The organism is Candidatus Litorirhabdus singularis, from assembly GCF_026262625.1.
Classification (GTDB): Bacteria; Pseudomonadota; Gammaproteobacteria; order Pseudomonadales; family Halieaceae; genus Litorirhabdus; species Litorirhabdus singularis.
Window position 1 is genome coordinate 1253322 of record NZ_SHNN01000001.1, and the last position, 23862, is coordinate 1277183.

The window sequence follows — 23862 nt, forward strand, 5'->3', positions numbered from 1 at the left end:
TTAGCTGATCCAATGCGCTACTTTGGCTTACGAAACTTCAGCGTCATGCGATTGGACTCTCCGATCGATTGCATCTGCACGCGTAGTTCAGGGTCCTCGCGGCTGGTCGAAAGGCTGGGCGGCAGGCGCCAGACCATATCATCGGCCCCCGGTTGATCGGCGGGGTTCTGGTTAATGTTGTTGGAACCAACGTATTCCAGTCCCGCTGCCTGCATCTGTTCGATCACAAACGACTTTTTGAGGTAGCCGCGTGGGCCGCTGGCCCAGGCATCATCTTTGTCTTCGCGCGCTTCATGTTGCACTACGCCCAGAATGCCGCCGGGTTTGAGGGCGGCAACCGAATCTTTAAGGGCGGTGTCCAGATAGCCGTCAGCCCGAAACCGGGCCAAATTGTGTAGCGCTCTGACCAGCAGTACTGCATCAGCTTTGCCGTGGAACGAATCTGGCATTGTGCCGAAAGTGAAAGCGCTGATGCTGGCAGACTCAGCACCGCCCCAGCTCTGGGCATCCGCGGTCCAGTCTGCAGCCCAGGTCTCTTTGGCCTTGATTCGTTCAGCAGAAACAAAGCCGAACTTGGGGAACATAGACTGGTTGTAATCGACACCGACAAGATGGCCGTCCGGGCCCAGGTAGTCGAGCAGTATCTTGCTATACCAGCCGCCGCCGGGCAGTGCTTCCATGACGGTCATGCCTGGCTCGATACCCAGCCAGCTCAGAGTTTCTGCCGGATGGCGAAAGTAATAGCGTGTCTGCGTCTCTGCAGGTTGCGCGGTAAGCACTTCGGCCAGCTTGCGATTATCGGCATGGACCGCCGCAGTGCAGGCCAGCAGGCATATCGTGGTAAGGCGCATCAGGTTCATAGCAATCTCCATAGTTGGTTTAGGTAGCATAGACCAGTTTTGATTGTAGATAGCGGTCCTGCCGGGTCTGGTCGGTAAAAGCTTTGATTGTGCGGCAGGCTTGGTTGCCAATGCCGCGCTTACATAAGTACCGTCGGTTTAATGGTGACTGGGTCCAGGGCCGCGTGTTCAGAGCTGATGTAAACCTCTCCATCCATGATTGAGGCTTGCAGGCGCATGCCGGGCGCTGCCATCAGTGCCAGCTGCTTACTGCTTTCAGTGTCAATTTCCAGCACCTTCAGGTTGTCAAAACGCTGCAGCAGCGGTGCGTTTTTCTCCCACCAGAGGGGCACTGCCCGACCCCCATAGCAATACAATACGACCTCGCGCGCGCGCCCGCAGGCCTTGCGCAATCGGCTTTCATCTGGCGTCCCCAGTTCAATCCAAAGTTCGATATCGCCAGTCAGCTGTTTGCGCCACAGATCAGGTTCATCATCCGTGCTGATACCGCGGCCAAACTCCAGTTCCTGATCAGCGTGTAGCGCGAAAGCCAGAATACGCATCAGCATACGTTCATCGGTTTCCGAAGGGTGGCGCGCAACGGTAAGTGCATAGTCGGCGTAGACCTGACGGTCCATATCGGCAACATTGAGGGCGGTTTTGTAGATGGTTGCCTTAAGGGCCATGGCAAGATTCGCACTATTTTTGAAGCGGGTGCACAATCTACCACAGCGCCGCAGGCTTGTTGCATTAGCCGGACAGGTTCAATCAGCTGGCAATGGGTTTAACAGGCTAGCCACGCCGACCTTTTAAGTCGATGGCGCTGGTCATTTGCGCTGGCGGCGCGGAAGATATGCCCCCTTGTTCGGGGTTGGAGGTTAATACGATGGATACAGAGAATAGTGTGTTGGTAATGGAAGCGGATCTGCAGCGTTTGCGTCAGGCGCAGCGCGATGATGGTTTTCCCAATGCTGCGGTGCGTAAAGATCGTCTGCAGCGCTGTATTGATCTGCTGGTTGACCATCAGGATGCGCTGGTAGCGGCTCTGGATAAAGACTACGGCGGCCGCTCGCCCTATCTCAGCAAGATGTCTGAGGTGATGCAGCCAATCGGTCATCTCAAGCATGCAATCAAACATGTCGATAAGTGGATGAAGCCGGAGAAGCGTAAAGCCATGTTTCCCATGGGCCTGTTGGGCGGCAAAGCACGTATCGAATATCAGCCCAAGGGTGTGGTGGGTATTATGTCACCCTGGAATTTTCCGCTGGCGATGATTTTCCACCCCCTGAGTAACGCTCTGGCCGCCGGCAATCGTGTGATGATCAAGCCCTCCGAATTTAATCCCGTTACCGCTGCCTTGGTAGCCGATTTATTCAGTAAGTACTTCAGCGCTGATGAAATCGTAGTGGTCACTGGCGGACCTGAAATGGGAGGTGCCTTCAGCGCGCTGCCGCTGGACCATATCCTGTTTACCGGCGCGTCCAGTATCGGTAAGAAGGTGATGGAAGCGGCCAGTCGTAACCTGACTCCGGTGACGCTGGAGTTGGGTGGCAAGTCGCCCACGATCGTTGCCGCAGATGTTGATATCACCAAGGCGGCGGCCAAGATCATCACAGGCAAGACCATGAACTCTGGCCAGGTTTGTCTGTCTCCTGATTACACCTTCGTACCAGAAGCCAGCCTGGATTCATTTATTGCTGCTGCGACGGATACGTTTACAGAGCTTTACCCAACTGTGTCGGGTAATGGTGATTACGCTGCGATGATTAATCTGCGCCACTACGAGCGGATGGTGAGCTACATTGAGGAGGCGCGCGCTGCGGGAGTTCAAGTGGTGGCCCTGTCTGAAGATGTCTATACTCCCGATGAGCAGCGTATACCGGTGCATTTGGTCATTAATCCGGGTGACGAGCTAAAAGTCTCTCAGGATGAGATCTTTGGCCCCCTTATGATTGTGCGCACTTATCGCGAGCTGAGCGAATGCGTCAATTACATCAACGACCGTCCGCACCCCCTGGGTCTCTATTTCTTCGGCGATAATCCGCAGGAGCAGGACTATGTGTTAAAGAACACGCTGTCCGGCGGCGTCACTATCAACGACGTCATCTTTCATATTGCCAATATTGACCTGCCGTTTGGTGGGGTGGGTAATAGCGGGCTGGGTAACTATCAGGGCCGCGAAGGCTTCAAGACCTTCAGTCACGCTCGCAGCGTTTACAAACAGGGTTGGGTAGATCTGGGTAAGCTGGGTGGCACCAACCCGCCGTATGCGGCAGGCAAGCTGGATAAGCTGCTGGCCGGACAAATCAAGAAGTAACAGCAGGAGACAGACGATGACCGATTTGGGCTTTAAGGCCTTTGACGCCGATAACCACTATTACGAAGGCTTGGACGCGTTCACCCGGCATGTGCCAAAGGCCATGCGCGAGCGCTGTGTGCAGTGGGCCACTATTGACGGCCACCAGCACCACATTGTGGGCGGCAAGCTGGCACGCGCAGTAAAGAACCCCACCTGGGACCCTATTGCCTTGCCTGGCTCGATCTCCGACTATCTGCGCGGTAACCCGTTGGGTCAGGACGCTATTGAATTGATGAGCGCGCGCGAGCCCTTGCCCGCTTGTTACATTGACCGCGACGCGCGGGTCGAGAAATTGCAGGGTCAGGGTCTGGAGTCGGTGTGGTTGTTCCCGACGCTTGGTGTGCTCTATGAGGAGCTGCTTAAGCATGACACTGAAGCCGTGACCACGCTGTTTGGCGCCTTTAATCGCTGGCTGCAGGAGGATTGGGGCTGCAACTACAAAGACCAGATATTCGCCGCGCCCTACATTAGCCTGTGCGACGTCGACTGGGCCTGTCAGGAGCTTGAATGGGCGTTGCAGCAGGGCGCGCGCGTGGTGGTCATGCGTCCAGCCGCGGTGCAGACCCGAGACCATGGCTTACGCTCGCCAGCCGACCCCATGTTTGACAAGTTCTGGGCTGCACTTAATGAATCCGGTATTACGCTGGTAGTCCATGCCTCCGATTCTGGTTATACCACTCACGGTTACGTAACCGATGGCTTTTCCGCCAATATCAGTGGTGGCTCGTTCGCACCCAATATCAAGCACTTCAATATCGAGCGTGCGGCGTATGATTTTCTGATTACCATCACCTACGAGCGGTTGTTCGAGCGGTTTCCGAACCTGCGCGTAGCGTCTATCGAAAACGGTGCGGAATTCCTGCCTGACCTGTTCCGGAAGCTCAAGCAGTCGAGTAATCGGCTGGCCACGGCCGGCTATTTTAAGGAAGACCCGGTGGAGAGCTTCAAGCAGCACGTCTGGATTAACCCGTTTTGGGAAGATGACGTGAACGAGGTGGCGGCGCTCATGGGCACCGACCGGGTCATTTTCGGCTCCGACTGGCCGCATATTGAAGGCATGCCGACGCCGCTGGATTATGTTGCGGAACTGGATCAGTTCAGTGCCGCAGACCAGCAAAAAATCTTGCGTGATAACGCCCGGAGTCTTAATACACCGCAGCCACTATGAGCCTGTTCAGTTGACCTGATTTGCCCTCGCGGTATGGCCTGAATCGCTATCCCAACCACTGCGGCACGCGATTAGACTGCTAGCTATCACCTGTAGACAGAGAAACGTATGAGCAAAGTACTGATCACCGGCGCCACCGGCTTCATTGGCAACCATGTGACACGCCTGTGTCTTGAGCAGGGCGATGAGGTTCGGGTCATGGTAATGCCCGGCGAGGATCGCTCGCCGCTGGACGGTATGGATGTGGAGTTTGTGGAGGGCAATTTATTGGCGCCTGACTCTCTGACACATACCGTGCAGGGAGTCGATCAGCTCTATCATTTGGCTGCGCTGTTTGCGGTTTGGACCAAAGACCCGGATCTGCACTACAAAATCAATATTCAAGGTGCTGAGGCGATGTTACGCGCCGCCATGGCGGCCAACGTCAGCAAGGTGGTGTTTACCAGCAGTGTGGCGGCCATTGGGGTGGCGCCGCGGGGTCAGCTGGCGAACGAGGAAACACCTTTCGATAGCTGGGATTTTGCCAGCGAGTATATTTTATCCAAGTTTATCAGCCACCAGATGGTCAAGGGGCTGGTTATGGAGGGTTTACCTGCCTGTATGGTTTTACCCGGCCTGCCGTTTGGTCCTGGCGATCGCGCTCCCACCCCCACCGGCAGTATGATTGTTTCAACGTTGCAGGGAAAAATGCAGAACTATTGGGATGGCGGCGTCTGTGCTGTAGATGTCCGTGATGTGGCAGCAGGCCACGTTTTGGCGATGCAAAAAGGCCGCGTAGGCGAGTCCTATATTCTTGCCAACCCAGCAGGCAACTTGAGCCACAAAGAGTTTCTGACGCTGGTAGGCGAGACGGCGGGGGTCAGCAAAACTGCCAGCCGCGAAGTATCAGGTGCGACCATGTTGCGGGTTTCCCGGGTGATGGAAATGTGGTCCAAGCTGACTGGTAAGGCACCCATGACGACTTACAAGAATACGGTGTTTGCCCAGCAGCACGCTTATGTTGACCCCTCCAAGGCGGTGACTGAGCTGGGCTTGCCGCAAACACCGATTGAAACGGCGGTGCGTGATTCTGTGGACTGGTTTCGCAGCCACGGCTACGTCTAGGGCGATGGTTGTCTGAACCGAATAGCCGCGGTGTATCCCTCCAGCGGTAGATTAGCGCTTAAATAATAAGGAGATATCGATCATGTTGAATAATGTCCGAGTTCTGGTAACCGGAGCCACAGGTCAGGTGGCCCGCCCTATCGCTGAAGCCCTTAATGCGAATAACGAGGTCTGGGCAGCAGCGAGATTCTCGGATCCACGCGCTAAACAGGAGTTGGAAGAGCAGGGCATCAACACCGTATATTTCTCAATGGGTGATGCGGATCTGTCCGCTTTGCCCGATGTCGACTACGTTATTCATTGCGGCTGTAATACCGACCCCAAGACGCCCGACGAAGGTATCAGCCAAAACGCCGAGGGCACGGGTTTTCTGATGCAACGCTATCGCGATGTGAGAGCCTTTTTCCATATGTCTTCGTCTTCAGTCTATGGCCTGGCGGCGGATGCCAGTGAAGCGGTCGCGGAAGACGCGCAGCTCGGGGGCTATGCCAGTTATTCGCCGCATTACGCGATGAGCAAACAGTCTACCGAGGCAGTGGTGCGGTTTCAGGCACGCGTTCTCAACCTGCCAACGATTATTGCACGTCTTGATGTGGCCTATGGAACTCGCGGCCACGGCGGTGCACCTATGGCGCTGGTGCAGTTTATGAAGCACGGTATTCCCTATCATCGGGCCGCCGGCAGTGAGAGTTTTTGCTCGCCGATTCATGAAGATGACATTGTCGAGCAGGTACAGGGTTTGCTGGAGCATGCCGCAGTGCCGGCCCCCATCGTCAACCTCGGTGGCGATGAAGTGGTCAGCATGGAACAAATGCTTAGCTATATCGAATCACTGACCGGTCTCAAGGCGACTGTCGAAGAGCGAGACATGGCTACGTGGCAGATGACAGTCCTGGACAATACCCTGCGCAAGCAGATGGCCGGGCCTTGTAAGGTGAGCTGGCAGGACGGTATTGCCAGCGCTCTTTCAGTGCGTTACCCCGATCTGGTCAGTCAGGACGAATAGGCAGAACCTCAGGAGCGAATGACGTGGTCGAGATAGATTTGAGCGGCAAAGTGGCGCTGGTGACCGGCGGCAGTCGCGGTTTGGGCCGTGCCATGTCATTGGGGCTGGCGGATGCCGGCGCCGACGTGGTCGTCGCCAGTCGGAAGCTGGAGAGTTGCGAAGCAGTCTGTGCAGAGATAGCCGCCAAAGGGCGCAGGGGATTGCCGGTTTCAGCGCACGTGGGTGACACTGAGAGTCTCGATCGGCTGATTGCGACCGCTTTGGAGGCTTTCGGTAAAATCGACATCCTCATCAACAATGCCGGCATTAATCCGGCTATGGGAGCGCTGTCGGACCTTTCCCCTGAGCTGTTTCAGAAGATGTTTGACGTCAATTTGAAAGGCCCCTGGTATCTGGCGTCACGATTGGCGCCGCATATGGCCGCCTCCGGCGGCGGTTCGATTATTAATCTGGTGTCGGTAGGTGGACTGCGGCCTTCTGCCTGGCAGGGCTTTTACGCCACCACGAAAGCCGGGCTCGACGCCATGACCCGGGTGATGGCGGCAGAATGGGCGGATGGGAATGTCCGCGTCAATGCGCTGGCGCCCGGCAGTTTCCATTCGGACCTGTTTGACACCAGCGCGGAGCTGATTCCCGGGTTTGAGGAGGGTGCTAAAGCCGCCAGCCTGCAAAAGCGCATTGCCGACACCGAGGAAATCGTCGGGCCGGTACTGTATCTGGCTAGTGATATGTCCAAATTTACCACCGGAACTACTGTGGTTGCTGACGGGGGCTTTCTCGCGCTCTGATCAGAGCTTCGCCGTTTTCCAAAAGCTGCAGGTGCGACACTGTGTCACATGTCTGCAGCCTTCCCGGTCCTTACAATAGCGCCTGCATTTTTACAGTTTGTGCGGGAGTTTTCATGACGTATCCAAGGACGCTGGTCGGGGTGTTGGCCAGCGCGGTTAGTGTGGTCGCCTGGGGCGGTCATATGGAAGAGGTAATTGTTAGCGGCAGCCACGAAAAGCGCACCATCGATGTGGTTGATGAGATGACGATTGCTGCAGATACCGCGCAGTTGCTGAAGCAGGCACCTGGAGCGACGGTCAATAGCAATGGTCCTTTGACAGGCATTCCCCAGTATCGAGGTATGTACGGTCCGCGCATCGGCGTGCAGTTGAACGGTACGCAACTGGCTCCAGCTGGCCCCAACTGGATGGACCCGCCGCTCTCTTATGCGGCTGCCGCGCAGTTGGAATCGCTTCAGCTCTATCGTGGTATTGCCCCGGTTAGCGTGGTTCAGGAATCCATCGGCGGTGCCGTAAACGCGGTAACTGCCCGCGGTGAGTTTAGCGACAGCTCGGCAATGACGCTGAACACTCACGTGGTCGCCAGTGGGCAGAGCGTTAGTAATGGGACCCTGCTGGGAGCAACGGTGTTAGCTAGCAACGATGTGCACCGCTTGCGGCTGGCCGCCATGACTGAGCAAGGCGATGATGCGGAGTTTTCCGACGGCAAGATATTGCCCACTGAATATGAGCGTGATCGCTATGAGCTGGGTTATGGCCTGCGGGTGGGCGATCATACTCTGCAGTTCGACTTCAGCCGCAGCGAAACTGGCGATGCCGGTACGCCCGCCCTGCCCATGGATATTCAATTAATTGACGGCGACTTATACACGCTGGGTTATAGCTTTGCCGGCTCTGACTGGTCTGTGGACGCTACTGTGTTTGGTAGCGAACTCGATCACACCATGAGCAACTATCACCTGCGTCAGGCGCCGACGAATGAGGGCATGTGGCGGCGTAATACAGCGGCCTCCAGCAACCGCGGTTTCAAGGTGAGCGCGACATTCAACGATGACAATGGGCTCTGGATTGTGGGCGCCGATGGCCTCGACTCCAGTCATGATTCGAATATCGATAACCCACAGAACCCGGCATTTTTTGTCGTTAACTTTAATGACGCAGAGCGAACCATCGTCGGCCTGTTTGCTGAGCGCCAGCATGATTTCGGCAATGCCTGGAGTGCGGAGCTGGGGTTGCGTTACAACCATGTGGTAATGGATGCCGGTGAGGTCGATGGTACTCCAGCGATGATGCCGGCGGGTGCCATGCTGCGTGACGCCTTCAATGCGGCAGATCGTAAGCAAACCGATGATAACTTCGATGTGGTGGCCAAGGCCTTCTATCATGTCAATGACGAGCTGAGTTATTACGCCGGGCTGGCACGTAAAACTCGCTCGCCCGCCTATCAGGAGCGCTATTTGTGGCTGCCTCTGCAGGCCACCGGTGGTCTGGCTGACGGTTTGACCTATACGGGCAATATTGAGCTTACACCAGAGGTAGCGCGCGAGCTGGAGTTGGGTCTGGATTTTAACAATGGCAGTCTGGTGCTGTCGCCGCGCCTGTTTTACCGCGATGTGAAAGACTTTATTCAAGGCGTCCCCAGCACATTAACCCCGGCGAACATGTTCGTGACGATGATGAATATGAATACGGGCAATAGTAACCCGTCACCGCTGCAGTTCGACAATGTTGACGCCGTACTGTGGGGTTTTGATATGGACTGGCGTTACACCGTTAACTCAGACTGGGCGCTGAGTGGTCTGGTTAATTATGTTCGTGGCGAACGCGATGATATTGACGACAATCTGTATCGGATAGCACCGCTGAATGGCTCCCTGGCGCTGGATTACACCGGTAATCGTTGGGGTGCCAGACTGGAGGGGCGACTATACGCTGAGCAGGATAAGGTCAGTGCGACAAACAATGAACAGGAGAGTGACGGCTACGGTTTACTCAACGTAGGTGGTTATTGGTTGGCAACTGATCGCCTGCGAGTGGCTGTGGGTGTCGATAATGTGTTGGACGAAAATTATGCCGACCATGTCAGTGGCGTCAATCGAGTTATGGGCAACCCGGCTATAGCGCGTGGTGAGAGATTGCCCGGTTATGGGCGTAACGCGTTTTTGCGGCTTGATGTAAATTTGTGAGCGTGGGGCTGATGCCGGGCGCTAGGACCCGGGCATCGTGTGTCCGGTTGTTTAGCGGCAGTCGGGCGTCGTTTGGCCGACAATGCCTTGCTCGCGGTTGGTATTGATCTCCAGCACATACCAGAGATAGCAGCGCGAGAAGATACCGTTGAGTATCAAAAAGCTTGATGTCAGAACCACAAACCACTCAATGCCGTTCATTGCAGGTTGACTGAAGGCCCATACTCCAAGCCCGATACCGCAGAGTAAGCGGATAAGGCGTTCGATATTGCCTAGATTTCGTTCGATCATGAGAGCACCATTTTGATTGATTGTGCTCTTCTTACGCGCAATGAGGCTGGCTGGATTACACCTTAATTAAGAACAACGTCTGACAGATCCTCGGTGAGTGAGTCTCGGATGGGTCCAGGCACCGCCAGCGGCCCTATCGTAAAGGCCTTGTGGTCGATGCCTGCACTGAAGTCTGCTCCGGCTTTGGCAGCGGTAATCATGGCAGGGCTTAGCTCAAAGCGCAGGAAATGCACCGAGGATGTCTTCTCCGCGGTATCTCGCTCCAGGTCCTCATCGGCAATAGGATAGACTTTGTCGCAGCCGTCGACTTGCATCCATACTTTGTTCTCGATCCCGATCATTTGTGCCAGCTGACTCGCCCGTTCGGCGGGGTCGTCAAACTCGATCATAAAGGTTGCCTTCCAATTGTGACCATCGGGTATCAGCGGATTGTAGGCTTCAAGTTCTTCGGTGATGCCAGCCGCTTCGAAAACTTTTTCGATGCGCAGCATTTCCTGAATCTGATACCTGATCGTCAGTAAATCTTCGAAATACAGACGTGCATTATTGCCCAGTGGTAATTGTCGGCGCTTTTTGTGTTCCATCACTTGAGCACGAAAACTGGAGCGCTGCTCGGCGTATTCTTCCAGCGACCATAGGTCGGCTCTCGATAACTGCTGGTTCATCTTTGTTCTCCTGCTAAAGGCCGTAGGCCATGCGTAATAGCGTCATGGGGTGCTCGGCCCTGTCGACTTTTTCCGACAAATTGGCGATATGGGTGGCAGCCATGGGGCAGTCACTCATGAAATGGTCTGGCTCCTGCTGGTCGACCTTGCGCACCACCGGGCGCGCAATTTTGACCGACTTGGCGTGGGTCTCTTTCTTAACCGCATACGTACCATCGTGACCGGAGCAGCGTTCATGCGCAGTAACGTCAGTATTGGGCACCAGGTTAAGCACGTCGCGGGTCTTCAGGCCTATATTTTGCACCCGCTGGTGGCAGGCGACCTGATAGGCGATGTCACCCATGGCCTGCGGGAACTCGGTTTTTAATTCGCCCTGTTTATGCCTGATCCACAGATATTCAAACGGGTCAAAAAAGGCGTCGCGTACTTTGGCGACATCCGGGTCGTCCGGAAAGAGCAGTGGCAGCTCCTGCTTGTACATTAATACACAGGAAGGTATGGGTGCGACGAGGTCGTAACCCTCATCCACCAACTTGGCCAAGACCGGAATATTAGCGTTTTTCAGCTTTTCGACAGTGTTGAGGTCACCCAGCTCAAGCTTGGGCATGCCGCAGCAGGCCTCCTTGGGCACCAGGTCAATATAGATATCGTTGTGCTGGAATACCTTGACAAAATCTTCACCGATGCTGGGGCTGTTGTAGTTGCCATAACAGGTGGCGTAAAGGGCTACCTTGCCGGTAGTGCCCGCGACGGCCTTGCTGGTGACGGGTTTGACCATCGGTTGTACGCGCTTGCGCATGGTTTTGCTGTGAAATTCGGGTATCGGGGCTGCGTGATGCACCCCAAATGTTGATTCGAACACCTTACGGAAGGTGGCGTTCTTGTTCAGTGCGTTAACCGTGATGTCGACCAGCGGGATGGTGGCCGCGGCAAAAACCTTGTCGGTGCTGGTGAGGACCCTGTCGCGCAAACTGGCGCCTTCCTCTTTGTACTTGACGGCTTTGGCACGCAGCATCAAGTGCGGAAAATCCACAGCCCATTCGTGAGGTGGTACGTAGGGGCATTTGGTCATGTAGCACAGGTCACACAGGTAGCACTGATCGGATACTTTGCTAAAGTCGGCTTTGTCGACACCGTCTACTTCCATGGTTTCGGATTCGTCCACCAAGTCAAATAAGGTGGGGAAGGAATCGCACAGACTGACGCAGCGACGACAGCCGTGGCAGATGTCATAGACTCGTTCCAGCTCCTGATCCAGGTCGTCGTGTTCCCAGAACTTTTCAGTCTTCCATTCCACAGGGTGCCGTGTAGGCGCTTCCAGACTGCCTTCTCTGACTGCCATAATGTTGTCTCGCAAAAATCGGGACGGGTGCTTGTCTATACTAGACAAGTCCGCCCCAGAGGATTAATCGTCCAGTGTGTCCAGTGCTTTTTGGAACCGGTTAGCGTGGCTGCGCTCAGCCTTGGCCAGAGTTTCCATCCAGTCAGCGATTTCGTCGAAGCCTTCATCGCGGGCTGTCTTGGCCATACCCGGATACATGTCAGTGTATTCGTGTGTCTCGCCAGCAATCGCCGCTTTCAGGTTGTCAGAAGTGCCGCCAATGGGCAGCCCAGTGGCGGGATCGCCAGTTTCTTCCAGGTATTCGAGGTGGCCGTGGGCATGGCCGGTCTCGCCTTCAGCCGTAGATCGGAATACGGAAGCCACATCGTTGTAGCCCTCGACATCGGCTTTTGCTGCAAAGTACAGGTAGCGACGATTGGCCTGGGATTCCCCGGCGAACGCAGCTTTCAGATTATCTTCGGTTTGACTACCTTTCAAAGACATGGTGTGTCTCCTGTTTATGATCACATGTGAATAGCAGCAGCCCGTCGGCAGCAGCTAGAGCCCTGCATTGGTGTAAGACCCGTAGTAAGAGTAGACTGCGAGGCAGCATCTGTATAATGAAATATTTACCAATCATTGATCGATTATTACGATGGCGCGTCAACCGACTCTGAAACAGCTCAGCTACCTGTCAGCACTGGCTGAACACGGCCACTTTGGCAATGCCGCGCGCGCCTGCCATGTGTCCCAGTCAACTCTGAGCGCTGCCATTATTGAGTTGGAGAGCCTGCTGGGAGTGGCACTGGTAGAGCGTAGCAATCGACGGGTGTTGCTGACGGCACTTGGCGATGAAGTGATAAAACGCAGCCGTTCGATTTTGACCGATGTAGAGGACCTGGTCGCTACCTGCGAGGCATCGGCAGAACCCTTCAGTGGCCGCATGAGGTTAGGTGTTATTCCCACTATTGCTCCGTATACGCTGCCTCACCTGCTCAAGCAACTGCGACGCAAGCACCCGGAATTTCAGCTGTTTATTCGCGAGGAGCTCAGCGCACGGCTGGTTAACGCGCTGCATCTGGGTGAGCTTGACGTGCTGCTGCTAGCGCTGCCCTTTGCGGCGGACAGGGTAGAGACACGGCATCTGTTCCACGACGATTTTGTGTTTGCCTGCCCGCCCGACTATCCGCTGGCGGACAATGCCAAGGTGCATGCAGCGGATTTGCGCTCACACGAATTACTGCTGTTAGAAGATGGCCACTGCTTGCGTGATCATGCCCTGGAGGCCTGCAGTCTGAATGAGGTCGAGCTGAAGATTCCTTACCAGGCGACCAGTCTGACGACGATTGTGCAGATGGTGGCGAATGGCATTGGTGTCACCCTGTTACCGCAAATGGCGCTGGACGCGCGCATTCTTTCCGGTACCGGGGTTAAGGCGCATCAATTCAAGGAGTCTGGTGTTTCGCGCTCCATCGGGTTGATGTGGCGCAGCAATAGCCCGCGCCGCGAGGAGTTCAGTTTACTCGGAGATTTTATTGCTGCCAGCTGATCCCGCGCCCTATCCCCGTTTCACCATCAAGCCCCCAGCTGATCGAATTTCACCACCTCGGCCTGTGGTGTTTCAATAGCTCCGTCGGGGAGGAAGAAACGCCAGAAAACCAGCCCCAGGGCACGCCCTTCCGTATCTATCCAGTTGTCGCAACCCGGATCTTGGTGCGCCAGCACCATGCGGAAGCTGCCGTCAGACTGCGGCTTTGTTTGTGCCCGATTGAGGGAAACCTGCCGGTTGCTGTAGTCGTAGGTCTGCTGAAAGCGTGTCCATAGGCATACATTGGCCATACGACAGCTGGGCCAGCGCCCGGTGATCACCAACGCTTCATCCGGGCCCAGGTAATAGGGCGCCATGGAGTAGGCAGCATCGATGGCAGCCAGGCCCATATCACCGGGCGGCACAGGAGCTGGAAACTGGTTGGGCTCGATGGACAGAAAGGGCACCTTGGCTGCCGTTTCAGCCATTGGTGGCATACCAATAGTGCGACTGCGCACAAACTCGCCAACCCGGCGGATGCCAGCCGCCACGCTGTGTTCGTCGGGAATTGCGGGGGCTGCGGTTCGATTCAACACGGTTAATTCGAACACCGGCTCGCGGGCCGGGTTGGCAGAGGCGCTGCCGACTTCTTCAAAGTAGTGACGGGTGGTAATGCGTGAGGTTTCCGCCGTCAACGCCAGCCAGTTCTTGTCGCGGGCGGCGCCGCCCAGCCAGATCTCAAAATTACCCTCAGCGTCTATCTCAAATTCGGTATCGTTAATGATACCAGCGGTCTTGGTGCCCAGACCGCCTTTGGCTGTGCCTTCTTCCAGAGTGACGGAGACGTAGACTGCGCCGTGCATATTCCCGCGCAAGTGGTACTCGTATTGCTCCGCTACAGGGGCGTCAAAATAGATGGCATCACTATTGTCACCCGTGAATTTGCGCGTTGGGGTGACGATACGTCGCATAACAGGAGCTGCGGGGTCGCTTTCAAACATGGTGCCGATGCCACCATCAAGCAAATGCATCAGCGCTCGATGGGCGCCAGCGACGTCTTCTGTGCTGTGCAGGTTCCATTCTGGCCCCGCCCAACGTTGGTCTACCTCTTGCAGAAGCTCTATTAGTTCTCCTAGCGCCTTTCTGCTTTCAGTAACATTAGTCATCGCTCTATCCCACTTTTCCCAAAGATAGGTATAATGCGCGGTTTTTACGATGGCAGGCAAGGGAAGAACGATGAGAAAAGTGACGAGAGGACTGGCGCTGTTGATGGTTTGCGCATTCTCTGCGGGGGCATTAGCGGATGAACTGCTGATGAAAAATGGCTCGCGGATAATTGGTACGCTGAAAAATTCAGTGGACGGCAAGGTTGAGTTTGAAACCGAATTTGCAGGGACGATTTCCGTCGATGCGGATGATATCGAGACCGCGTTTACCGACGGCGAAGTGACCGTTATGCTAAATGATGGGCGCGTTATTGAGAATCAGCGCATTGCCACAGCCGGCGATGAGATGGTGGTCATGAGTGCCGAGAATGAGGCTATTGTGTTTGATGTGGAAGACGTGGGTCAGCTCAACCCCGAACCCTGGCAGCTGGGACGTGGCTACAAGTGGTTTGGTGATGCACGTATTGCCTTGCTGCTGGAGCGGGGTAACACCGAAACCGATGAGCTCCGCGGCAGTGCCAACTCTACCTGGCGTAGTCTCAAGGATCGCTACTCTATAGCGGCCAGTTACGAATACGATGAAGCGAACGGCGTGCGTAGCAAGAATAAGTGGCGCTGGCGGAACAAGTACGACCGTTTTACCGCTAACTCTGACAACTACTTCGGTGTACTGTTGGGCTTTGAGGGTGACGAGTTTATCGATCTCGATTTACGTACCACCTTTGGCCCCTACATTGGTCGTCAATTCCTGGAGACTAAGTTACTTTCAGTGCGCGGTGAGGTCGGTCTGGTCTACGTGGACGAGCAATACGATGTTCAGGAAGATAATGACTACCCCGGCGCTAACTGGGGCCTGCACCTGACCAGTGACTACTTTGGTGGTGACTCTACTTTCTATGTAGACCACGATGGTATTCTCAACTTTGATGAAACCGATGCGCTGGTACTCAACACCACCATAGGTATCAGTTTCCCCCTGGTGTACGGGCTAGAGGCTGGCCTGGAAATCAAGTATGAATACGACGGCGGTGTTGCTGACGAAGTTGAAGACCTTGATGAGACTTACAACTTCGTCGTCGGTTACAGCTGGTAATTCCGTTGCCTGAGGCGTGTGTCTCAGGCGATCACCTGCGCCTCTCTCCAGGCTGAGATCTGCTCCTCGGAGTAGCCAGCCTGTTGTAGGATTTCCGCAGTATGTTGTCCGTAGCGCGGAGGATGTCGGCGCAATGTCGCTGGCGTATTCTCATAGACGCTGGGGTGGCTGATATAGCGGGTAGTGCCCCCGAGAGGGTCCTCAGCATCAAATACCGTGCGGTTGTGTTGCACCTGAGGATCATTCATAAACTGCTCAACGTCGTAAACCGGCGCCAGAGGGACCTCGTGCTCGCGGCATTTAGCCAAGAGATCTGCAACCGGCCAGTGCAAAAATTCCTCAGCTAGAATTTCGTTGAGCGCGTGATTGTTCTCCATGCGCCCGGCCATGCCTGCAAAGCGTTCGTCGTTGGCGAGATCGTCTCGGGCCAGCGCCTTGCACAATCCCTGGTATTGTTTGTCCAGAATCATCATGCCTACCATGTGGCCGTCGGCGCACTGCCATACGCGGTACATATCCGGGATCGTGCCCTCTACTTCAGGCTTGGGTCGAAAGCTCTCCACAGTCATGTTGTCAGGCATCGCCAGCTGCGCATAGGCATTGATCATGGGTACCTGAACATGCTGACCCTGGCCACCATTGCGCTCGCGAGCCAGCAGTGCTGCCAGCGCCGCGGAGGCTGCGGTAATGGCAGCATTCTTGTCGGCGATTACACTCTTGAGCATTTGCGGTTCGCCGTCGCCACCCTGAATAGGCATCAACCCGGACATACCCTGAATCATAAGATCGTAAACTGGTTGGTCGGCATAGGGGCCGTCCGGTCCGAAACCGGAAACCGAGACGTACACCAGGCCGGGGTTAGCGGCGCTGAGTTGCTGGTAGCCGATACCCAGGCGATCGGCGACACCGGGGCGAAAGTTTTCCAGTACCACGTCTGCGCTCGCGGCTAGTTGGCGGGCAATCTCCTGTCCGGCGGGTTGCTTCAGATCAATCGATATTGCGCGCTTGTTGCGGTTGAGCTGTGTAAAGAAACCATTGAGGCCAGCGCGTTCGGGTGGGCCTAGCCAGCGCGCGGTATCGCCCATCAGCGTTTCTACCTTGATAACGTCGGCACCCAGGTCGCCCAGGTTCTGGCCGGCCAAAGGACCGGACACCATGGTGGAGAAGTCGATTACGGTAAAGCCGGCACAGGGGCCGATTTGGGCATCGGGGTTGGCGATTTGCATAGTGCTCTCTAAGTTTCAAAGGACCAGGGTTCAGAAATATAGCATGCACATACAGGTGCGTCCTCCCTCCTGAGGAGGCGTGCTCCGGTCTGGCTGTGTTTACCCTTGGGCACTGGCAGAATTGCTGGCACCTTGCGTCAGGTTTCGACTATGCTTGCCGCTTCAGTTTTTGCCGTGGAAGTGTCAACTTGAGTATAGAAGCCGTTATTTTTGACCTTGGGGGTGTGGTGATCGCCTCGCCCATGCAGACCTTTGCCGACCACGAGAGCCGCCACGGGCTGCCCTCTAACTTTATCAATCGCATGATAGTTGATAACGGTTCCGCTAGCGCCTGGGGCAGGCTGGAGCGCGGTGAAGTACCGATGGGTGCGGCATTTTTTGCGGATTTTGACACTGAATTGCGAGCCGCAGGAGCTCCTGAGACGCTTAGCTCAGCGGCAATATTTGCCGATGTCGCAGGAGCGGCAGGTATTCATCAGAATATGGTGGCGGCCATCGGGAAACTGCGAGAGGCAGGTTATAAGTTGGCCGCACTGACTAACAACTGGCATAACGAAGATCGGCCAGACGCTAATACTCAGGTCAAGGGTCTGTTTGATGTCTTCGTAGAGTCGGCGGTAGAAGGTGTGCGTAAACCCGATCCACGGATTTACCAGATTGCGCTGCAGCGTCTGGGTATTGAGCCTGGCGCCGCTTTGTTTCTGGACGATATCGGACAAAACCTGAAGTCAGCGCGGGCACTGGGGCTGACGACAATCAAAGTGACGGACCCTGCATTGGCCATCAGTGAGATGGAAACGCTGTTAGGACTCGACCTGCACTAAAGCCCCCGGGCTGGTGAGCCCGGGTTTCACCCCTGAACTACTCAGGGGTGACAATCATCGCCACCACCTCGGCAAATGCTCGCTCGGCAATCAGGGCCATTTCGGCGTCGGTACGGTCCTGTATCGGATGTTCCACGAATACTTTGTTGGCGCTAAAGCCTAGTGCTCTGGCCTGGGCCAGGTCAGCCTCGCGAAATTCTTCGGTCAGTATATAGCCACCGGGTATGCCGCGGCTTTCGAGATCCATAATGTCATGCAGACTGCACGACGTACAGGAACCTCAGTCGGCAAGGGCTTCAATAACCGCGTCGCATTCACTGGCAATGGCCTGCTTGACCTCCAGCGGTGCAACCCGGGTCATGGTCGGCTTGTTATAACGCCGTACCTGCGCGCCCTCGTTATTCAGCAGGGTTTCCAGCCGATCCAGTAGTTTGTCGCCGCGAGGCTTGTTGATGTCTAGCAGGCCAATGGTCTTGCCACCTAGCTGGTTGAGTCGCGGCAGTACCGCTCGATTTGCGGGGTTGAGCTCCGCAGTGGGGTCAAGAACTACTTGATTCATTAAACTATCTCCTTGGTGACAGGTGAACTTCCCATGTCGCCACTGGCCAGCCAGCCAGGGACGATTGCGGAAAACAGGCCGGCGGTACCGCCCGCGCATACAATATTAAGGCCGTTTGGTTTGAATTTCGCCAGTTGCATGTCTTTGACAAACTCCGGCATGCCCTCGGCAATGCCATCGACGCCGTTGATCAGCTCCGCACCAGAGCGGGTAGTCAGCTCAAAGAGGCGGTCCAGTACCTGCTGTTTGCTCCATCCGGCGTTGGTAAAAACGCGCAGGTGCTCAGGGCAGAGTACGATAAACGCATCGCTCAGCATAGCGAACTTGCGATGGCCGACGCCAAGCAGGCTGGCCGCCAGGCTGCGACACAGGGATTCCGGCTCGCGTGATTTCTGGTCAGCAATTCCCTGCACACCGTCGGCGGCAAATAGGGTTACAGTGGACTGCTGCGACTCGAAACCGCGTTGCTGTGCAACCGATTGCCAGCGCTGTTCGGACTCATCTTCCGCGAAGCAGAACGTATACTTGCCAGGATTTCCCAGCGTGGCGCGATCGACACCGCCGGGCTTACCACCACCAACATTGCGAATGACCAGCTGCAGTGCGCGGCCAATGGTGGCGTTGGCGCGGTTACCCTGCCCCAGGGCATTGCCGCCACTGTTCATGCCGATGGCCTTGGTAATAGGGCCATTCACAATGATCATGGGACTGGAAAACCAGGTGGTCGCCAGTAGGCCATGCATGCAAAATTCATCGATCAGGGCGGCTTCCACGGCAGCAATGACCACTGGCAGGTATTCCGGTTTACAGCCTGCCATGACCGCGTTGATGGCTATTTTTTCGATGCTACAGGGCTGCAGGTCGGGCGGTATCAGACCCACGATTTCCGCGGGCTCACGATGAGTGCCGGCGAGCATGCGGATAACGCGCAATTCCGTGGGTGGTACGACGGGCAGACCATCGCTCCAACCGCGCGCGTAGCAGGCCTCCAGCGGGTCCTCAAGCTCCGCAATCTCAATCCGCCGAGCTTGCAGCGAACTTGTGCCGTACCGCAGTGCCAGTTCCTCTGCTACCCCGGGCTGCACGCTTAGCGAACCGCAGCCGGGGCGAAAGCCAGGTAGATCTTCAGCTAATTGTTGCGTGCCAAAGAGATTGAGCCAAGCGGCGCGATCCCAACCTTCAGTGCGCTCGACCTCTTTGTCGCCGCGCAGACGAATTACCGTTGGCACGGTCTCGACCTGCCAGTGATAGGACTGTTCCAGCTCGCGGTCATCGCCGACTGCAGTCAGACTGCCGGGGAACTCGGGATCGTCCTGACTCCACACTTGTAAAATTTTGCCAGCGCTTTCGAGTTCACGCAGGGCGGGTTCCACCAATACGCAGGTTGGACAATCACGTTTAAGAAAAACCAGATAGCTGTCGTGCTGCTCAGTCATTTTGAGTGCTCATCATTTCAAGCCTTGAGTCTAGGCAAGGCTGTATTGTTTGGCAATGTCACAGTGAAACAGTAGCGCTATGAATTGATCAAGCACAATTTCGATGTTACCGCTAACATAGTGGCACGTTAATCAAGATGGGAGTAGCGGTAGTGAAACGTACAGCTGTGATTGCAGGGGTAGGTCCTCTGCAAGGTTTAGGTGGTGCTCTTTGTTTGGGCGCCGGGCAGGAAGGCTTGCACGTTGTGGTGGCCGGACGCACTTTGGAGAAGTTAAATAAAGTGGTTGCTGCCATTACGGCTGCAGGTGGTGAGGCCACCGCGATGGTCTGTGATGTTACTGAGGAAACTCAGGTAGTTGAGTTAATTGCCACGGCGGAGTCGATTGCCCCAGTGCATCTGGCGATTTTCAATGCCGGTAATAATATGCCCGGGAGTTTCCTCGAGGTTGAGGCCCGGCATTTTGAAAAGTGCTGGAAAATTGCCTGCTACGGTGGCTTTTTGTTCGCCCGCGAAGCATTGCGGGCGATGGCTGCGCGGCAATCAGGCTGCCTGTTGTTTACTGGAGCCAGCGCCTCCATGCGCGGGCGCCCAGGCTATGCCGCATTTACCGCAGCAAAAGGTGGCTTGCGTAACCTGGCGCAAAGTCTTGCGCGTGAATTTCAACCACAGGGCGTACATGTCGGCCACGTCGTTATTGATGGCGGTATCTATGGCGAAAAGATAGAGAAGTTGGTCCCCGACTGGTACGCCGAACAGGGCGAAGAGGGACTGATTGGTTTACAGGGTATTGTTGATGCCTATATGCATCTATATCGGCAGCCCCGCAATGCCTGGACTCACGAACTGGATTTACGAACCCACCAGGAAAGCTTTTAGTGGCCGCTCTGGAATTGATAAACGTGTGGATGCTAGAGTGAGCGAAGGATTCGAATAGGTGGTGGACTGCGTTGAAAATGATGTCGATAGATAACTTGCGTGCTACCGGGCTGGGATTAGCCCTATTACTGGTGAGCGCCTGTACCTCGGTGCCATTTGACGCGCCACGTATGGAGTCATTCCAGCACCTGCCAACAACCTCTGGAGGGTTGGCCGAACTCAGTGCGCATTACATTGCCGATGCGAGTGAGGATACGGGCGTTTATGAAATTGAAGATGGCGCGGAGGCGCTGGACATACGTCTTGAACTGGCGGAGCGAGCGCAATCTACCATTGATGCCCAATACTTTCTGATTAAACCCGATGCTGCCGGTATTGCTTTTACTGCGTCCCTGCTTCGCGCGGCGGATCGGGGCGTGCGCGTGCGCTTACTGCTGGATGACGTGTTTACCACCGCCCGAGACGAGGGCTTGGCCATGCTTAATGCGCATCCGAATGTCCATATTAGACTTTTTAACCCGGTGGCCCGCGGCGGTATTTCGTCACTCAACTTCCTGCTGGACTTCAGTCGCGCCAATCGGCGTATGCATAACAAGTCTTTCACTGTTGATGGGCATGCCACGATTATTGGTGGACGCAATATCGCCGCTGAGTATTTTGATATGAACGAAGACGTTGTTTTTTGGGACTTCGAATTGCTCTGTTTTGGCGGACTGATAGCCGAGGTCGGCGACAGTTTTGATGACTTCTGGAATCATCAGTTGAGCGTGCCCATGGAAGCGCTTGATGACCGTACCAGTGCGGAAGAGCTGGAAGCCTTTCGGTCTGAGGTTCAGGAATACCAGCGCGCTCACCCCGGCAGTGAATATACCGACTCCGACGGTCTGATCACGCGTCTGATGGATGGCCGTGAGACAGCTTACTTGGCAGAGGCGCACGTGATCTCCGATGATCCCGATAAGCTGCTTAATCCAGTTTCGCCTGAATTCAGGAAGCTGGCATCGTCGCTTGGCGATATGCTGCGCGCGGCCGAAACAGAAGTGATGGTATTTTCACCGTACTTTATTCCCCATGACGGGCTGGCCGAGAGCCTTGCTGCACTGCAGCAGTCCGGCATCAGTGTGAACATTCTGACGAACTCGCTGGCCGCCACCAATCATGTAGCAGTGCATTCTGGCTATCGCCGCTATCGTAAGCAACTGGTCGCTGCAGGTGTCAATGTGATGGAGGTCAGTGCCAGTGGTGGCGGACGCGTAACCGATAGGAAAACCACCTTACATACCAAAGCGATTATGGTAGATCGACGCTGGTTGTTTGTAGGTTCACTCAATGTCGACCCGCGCTCCATCGATATTAATACAGAAATGGGCATCATCATTGATTCCGCGGAATTGTCCGAAGAATTGGCCACAGAAATTCAAGACTCACTGAAAGTGAATGCCTATAAGGTCGTTATCAATGAGCAGGGGAATCTACGCTGGGGTGCGCTGCGTGATGGGGAGGAGGTCTATTTTAGCAAGGAGCCGGAGAGCAGTTGGTGGCGACGTTTCCAGGTGGGTTTGTATAGTTTGCTGCCGTTGGAAAGACAGCTCTAGTCACCATCTCTGATTTTTGCCAGTCGAATTCCGATAAGACTGGCGACCAAAATCGCAATATAAAATTGACCGGTGAGCGCCTCCATGTAAGCCAGGAAGCGCGCTAGCGGCTGCACCGGGGTGATTTCGCCATAGCCCAGTGTGGTGAGCGTGACAAAGCTATAATAAACGGCATCTTGTAGATTGGCATGCCAGTCGGCTTCGGTAAAACCGAGCATGGAACCAGGGAATATTTCTTCTACCAGCAAGTAACTAAAGGCCCAAGTCAGTCCCATCATAATATAAATACAGATGGCGCCAATAATTTTGTTCAGGTCAACCGAACCCTGGAACAAGATCTGCCGACAGGCGAGTAACGTGGTAAAACTGAAAAAGCTGAAAATAAAAATCAGCTGTAGCAGGCTCAGGCCAGCGCTATTCAGAAAGTAGTCTCCGATGCCGATTGCAGCAATAAATACTGTCAGGCCAATGCGAGACTGGTACCAGGCTTTGCGGCGCTCCATCGACCATACCGCCACCAGCAGCGTGAAGCTGATACTTATATTGATAAGGCTGGCGCCATCTTCGAGTTCCAGTTGTTGCATAAGGGCGCCACTAAATAGCAGCGTCACCAGAGCAATCAATAGCCAAATGAAATTATCGCGTTCTGTGGGGCTGGTAGCAGACATGTTCTATCCTTGTTTCGGTGCGGCTTCGATGGCTTCGATGGCCTCATCTGTCTCGCCCGCCGTCAGCCAGATCATAAACAGGTCATAGCCCATCACCATCACCACGGCACCCACAAACAGTCCGACAAAGCCGGTGGTAATGAAGCCTCCGATTGCGCCGAGGAATATGACAGCCATGGGCACCGGCACTCCCCGGCCCAGTAAAATAGGCTTGAGTATATTGTCTACCAGACCGACAGCGATGCCCCAGATCAGGTAAGCGATGGCGACCGGGGTAGAAGCCGTGGTGAAGACGTAGATGACGGTGGGAATAATGATCAAACCGGGTGACAGCTGCACGATGCCCAGAATTAGCACCAACAATGTCCACAGCCCGGCGCCGGGAATGTCCATGACGACGAAACCTATGCCCGCCAGCAATGCCTGTATGAAGGCGACGCCTAACACCCCCTGAGCAACACTGGTCACGGTAGTGCTGGCCAGTGCGGCATATTTTTCTCCGGTTTCGCCCGCTAAGCGTCGCCCGAGTCGGCGCGCGAAGTCGGCACTATTCTTTGAGTAAGCCAGGAAAAACCCGGCAACGATAATCGAAATAGCGAACTGTAGCAGGCCAAGGCCAGCGCCTGCCGCCGTGCTCAGCGTCCAGCTTGCTGCCTTGCGCAGCTGCGGCGAGTACTGTTGCAACGCGGCCTGCAGATTGTTGCTGGCAAGGCTCCACCCCGTGTGTACCTGATCGCCAATGAAGGGCCATTCACGCACACTGTCGGGTGCGGGCGGGACCTCGTAGCTGCCGTCGCGAATGCTCTCGGTAAGGTTGCTCGCAGACTGCACCATGGCGGTAGAGAGTTCGATGGCAGGAGTGAGCAAAGCTGCCATCGCAATAACCGTCAAGATGGCGGCGGTCAGCCCATAGCGGTAACCCATGCGTGCCAGCAGCCAGTTGAAAGGTGGTTGTAGGGCTATAGCAATAATCATGCCCCATACAATAGTCGTGATAAAAGGCTGAAGAATCTGAAAGCACCAGATAACCAAGGCAATAATAAGCCCCAGGCGGATAAATATTTCTATCGAGCGGGTAACGTGGTCTTCGGTGGACTGCTTCACGGTGGGTTCCTGTACAGATCTGCCTTGATCATAGACAATTGCGCGGCACTGGGACACT

At 55.3% G+C, this 23862-nt stretch carries 23 protein-coding genes; 11 read left to right on the forward strand and 12 right to left on the reverse strand.

The features are described from left to right. Nucleotides 1-17: 17 nt before the first annotated feature. Together EYC98_RS05595 and EYC98_RS05600 are read right to left on the reverse strand one after the other, a co-directional pair. Nucleotides 18-860, reverse strand: a complete 843-nt coding sequence (locus EYC98_RS05595; protein ID WP_279244325.1) for a class I SAM-dependent methyltransferase — start codon at nucleotides 858-860, stop codon at nucleotides 18-20. A gap of 119 nt (nucleotides 861-979) precedes the next feature. Further along, a complete protein-coding gene (locus EYC98_RS05600) occupies nucleotides 980-1525 on the reverse strand; it encodes a YaeQ family protein (RefSeq protein ID WP_279244326.1) in 546 nt (181 codons plus the stop codon). Nucleotides 1526-1725: 200 nt separating this feature from the next. Here EYC98_RS05600 and EYC98_RS05605 point away from each other — a divergent pair, with 200 nt between their 5' ends. The 6 genes from EYC98_RS05605 to EYC98_RS05630 all read left to right on the forward strand — a co-directional run bounded on the left by EYC98_RS05605 (nucleotide 1726) and on the right by EYC98_RS05630 (nucleotide 9450). Further along, nucleotides 1726-3156 (forward strand): coniferyl aldehyde dehydrogenase, encoded by a 1431-nt coding sequence (locus EYC98_RS05605; RefSeq protein ID WP_279244327.1) that lies wholly within the window; start codon nucleotides 1726-1728, stop codon nucleotides 3154-3156. A 16-nt stretch (nucleotides 3157-3172) separates the two neighbouring features. Then, a complete protein-coding gene (locus EYC98_RS05610) occupies nucleotides 3173-4366 on the forward strand; it encodes an amidohydrolase family protein (RefSeq protein ID WP_279244328.1) in 1194 nt (397 codons plus the stop codon). A 108-nt stretch (nucleotides 4367-4474) separates the two neighbouring features. After that, nucleotides 4475-5470 carry an SDR family oxidoreductase gene (locus EYC98_RS05615; protein WP_279244329.1) on the forward strand — a complete coding sequence of 332 codons (996 nt, stop codon included), beginning with the start codon at nucleotides 4475-4477 and terminating at the stop codon, nucleotides 5468-5470. An 82-nt stretch (nucleotides 5471-5552) separates the two neighbouring features. Continuing rightward, nucleotides 5553-6476: an NAD-dependent epimerase/dehydratase family protein gene (locus tag EYC98_RS05620; RefSeq protein WP_279244330.1), complete on the forward strand. Its 924-nt coding sequence runs from the start codon at nucleotides 5553-5555 to the stop codon at nucleotides 6474-6476. 23 nt (nucleotides 6477-6499) lie between these two features. After that, the gene (locus EYC98_RS05625) at nucleotides 6500-7264 is read left to right on the forward strand and encodes an SDR family NAD(P)-dependent oxidoreductase (RefSeq protein WP_279244331.1); all 765 of its coding nucleotides are present in this window, start codon (nucleotides 6500-6502) and stop codon (nucleotides 7262-7264) included. A 113-nt stretch (nucleotides 7265-7377) separates the two neighbouring features. Next, nucleotides 7378-9450: a TonB-dependent receptor gene (locus tag EYC98_RS05630; protein WP_279244332.1), complete on the forward strand. Its 2073-nt coding sequence runs from the start codon at nucleotides 7378-7380 to the stop codon at nucleotides 9448-9450. A 51-nt stretch (nucleotides 9451-9501) separates the two neighbouring features. On the opposite strand, the gene EYC98_RS05635 is transcribed toward EYC98_RS05630, so the two are convergent. From EYC98_RS05635 to EYC98_RS05650, 4 genes are all read right to left on the reverse strand, one after another. After that, nucleotides 9502-9741: a YgaP family membrane protein gene (locus tag EYC98_RS05635; RefSeq protein ID WP_279244333.1), complete on the reverse strand. Its 240-nt coding sequence runs from the start codon at nucleotides 9739-9741 to the stop codon at nucleotides 9502-9504. A gap of 62 nt (nucleotides 9742-9803) precedes the next feature. Further along, nucleotides 9804-10406, reverse strand: a complete 603-nt coding sequence (locus EYC98_RS05640) for a DUF3501 family protein (RefSeq protein WP_279244334.1) — start codon at nucleotides 10404-10406, stop codon at nucleotides 9804-9806. Between the two features lie 13 nt (nucleotides 10407-10419). Then, a complete protein-coding gene (locus tag EYC98_RS05645) occupies nucleotides 10420-11748 on the reverse strand; it encodes a heterodisulfide reductase-related iron-sulfur binding cluster (protein WP_279244335.1) in 1329 nt (442 codons plus the stop codon). Between the two features lie 63 nt (nucleotides 11749-11811). Further along, on the reverse strand, nucleotides 11812-12231 hold the full coding sequence (locus EYC98_RS05650; RefSeq protein ID WP_279244336.1) for a rubrerythrin family protein: 420 nt from the start codon (nucleotides 12229-12231) through the stop codon (nucleotides 11812-11814). 151 nt (nucleotides 12232-12382) lie between these two features. On the opposite strand from EYC98_RS05650, the gene EYC98_RS05655 reads away from it, so the two are divergent. After that, the gene (locus EYC98_RS05655; protein ID WP_279244337.1) at nucleotides 12383-13276 is read left to right on the forward strand and encodes a hydrogen peroxide-inducible genes activator; all 894 of its coding nucleotides are present in this window, start codon (nucleotides 12383-12385) and stop codon (nucleotides 13274-13276) included. Nucleotides 13277-13302: 26 nt separating this feature from the next. Here EYC98_RS05655 and EYC98_RS05660 read toward each other — a convergent pair whose 3' ends face one another. After that, nucleotides 13303-14421, reverse strand: coding sequence for a hypothetical protein (locus EYC98_RS05660; RefSeq protein WP_279244338.1), 1119 nt, complete (start codon nucleotides 14419-14421; stop codon nucleotides 13303-13305). Nucleotides 14422-14491: 70 nt separating this feature from the next. On the opposite strand from EYC98_RS05660, the gene EYC98_RS05665 reads away from it, so the two are divergent. After that, a complete protein-coding gene (locus tag EYC98_RS05665; protein ID WP_279244339.1) occupies nucleotides 14492-15514 on the forward strand; it encodes a DUF481 domain-containing protein in 1023 nt (340 codons plus the stop codon). 23 nt (nucleotides 15515-15537) lie between these two features. On the opposite strand, the gene EYC98_RS05670 is transcribed toward EYC98_RS05665, so the two are convergent. Then, a complete protein-coding gene (locus EYC98_RS05670; protein WP_279244340.1) occupies nucleotides 15538-16740 on the reverse strand; it encodes a CaiB/BaiF CoA transferase family protein in 1203 nt (400 codons plus the stop codon). 188 nt (nucleotides 16741-16928) lie between these two features. Here EYC98_RS05670 and EYC98_RS05675 point away from each other — a divergent pair, with 188 nt between their 5' ends. Further along, a complete protein-coding gene (locus tag EYC98_RS05675; RefSeq protein ID WP_279244341.1) occupies nucleotides 16929-17564 on the forward strand; it encodes an HAD-IA family hydrolase in 636 nt (211 codons plus the stop codon). Between the two features lie 37 nt (nucleotides 17565-17601). On the opposite strand, the gene EYC98_RS05680 is transcribed toward EYC98_RS05675, so the two are convergent. Both EYC98_RS05680 and EYC98_RS05685 read right to left on the reverse strand, forming a co-directional pair. Continuing rightward, nucleotides 17602-18222, reverse strand: coding sequence for a UGSC family (seleno)protein (locus tag EYC98_RS05680; RefSeq protein ID WP_478219246.1), 621 nt, complete (start codon nucleotides 18220-18222; stop codon nucleotides 17602-17604). Beyond that, a complete protein-coding gene (locus tag EYC98_RS05685; protein WP_279244343.1) occupies nucleotides 18123-19559 on the reverse strand; it encodes a thioredoxin family protein in 1437 nt (478 codons plus the stop codon). Before EYC98_RS05685 ends, EYC98_RS05680 begins: the two co-directional genes overlap by 100 nt. A gap of 152 nt (nucleotides 19560-19711) precedes the next feature. On the opposite strand from EYC98_RS05685, the gene EYC98_RS05690 reads away from it, so the two are divergent. Further along, nucleotides 19712-20437, forward strand: a complete 726-nt coding sequence (locus EYC98_RS05690) for an SDR family NAD(P)-dependent oxidoreductase (RefSeq protein ID WP_279244344.1) — start codon at nucleotides 19712-19714, stop codon at nucleotides 20435-20437. A gap of 77 nt (nucleotides 20438-20514) precedes the next feature. Further along, the gene (locus EYC98_RS05695) at nucleotides 20515-22032 is read left to right on the forward strand and encodes a phospholipase D family protein (protein ID WP_279244345.1); all 1518 of its coding nucleotides are present in this window, start codon (nucleotides 20515-20517) and stop codon (nucleotides 22030-22032) included. Here the strand turns inward: EYC98_RS05695 and EYC98_RS05700 are convergent. Both EYC98_RS05700 and EYC98_RS05705 read right to left on the reverse strand, forming a co-directional pair. Continuing rightward, the gene (locus EYC98_RS05700; protein WP_279244346.1) at nucleotides 22029-22700 is read right to left on the reverse strand and encodes a potassium channel family protein; all 672 of its coding nucleotides are present in this window, start codon (nucleotides 22698-22700) and stop codon (nucleotides 22029-22031) included. The two genes, EYC98_RS05695 and EYC98_RS05700, sit on opposite strands and share 4 nt — an antisense overlap. A gap of 3 nt (nucleotides 22701-22703) precedes the next feature. Continuing rightward, nucleotides 22704-23804, reverse strand: coding sequence for an AI-2E family transporter (locus tag EYC98_RS05705; RefSeq protein WP_279244347.1), 1101 nt, complete (start codon nucleotides 23802-23804; stop codon nucleotides 22704-22706). Between the last annotated feature and the right edge of the window lie 58 nt (nucleotides 23805-23862).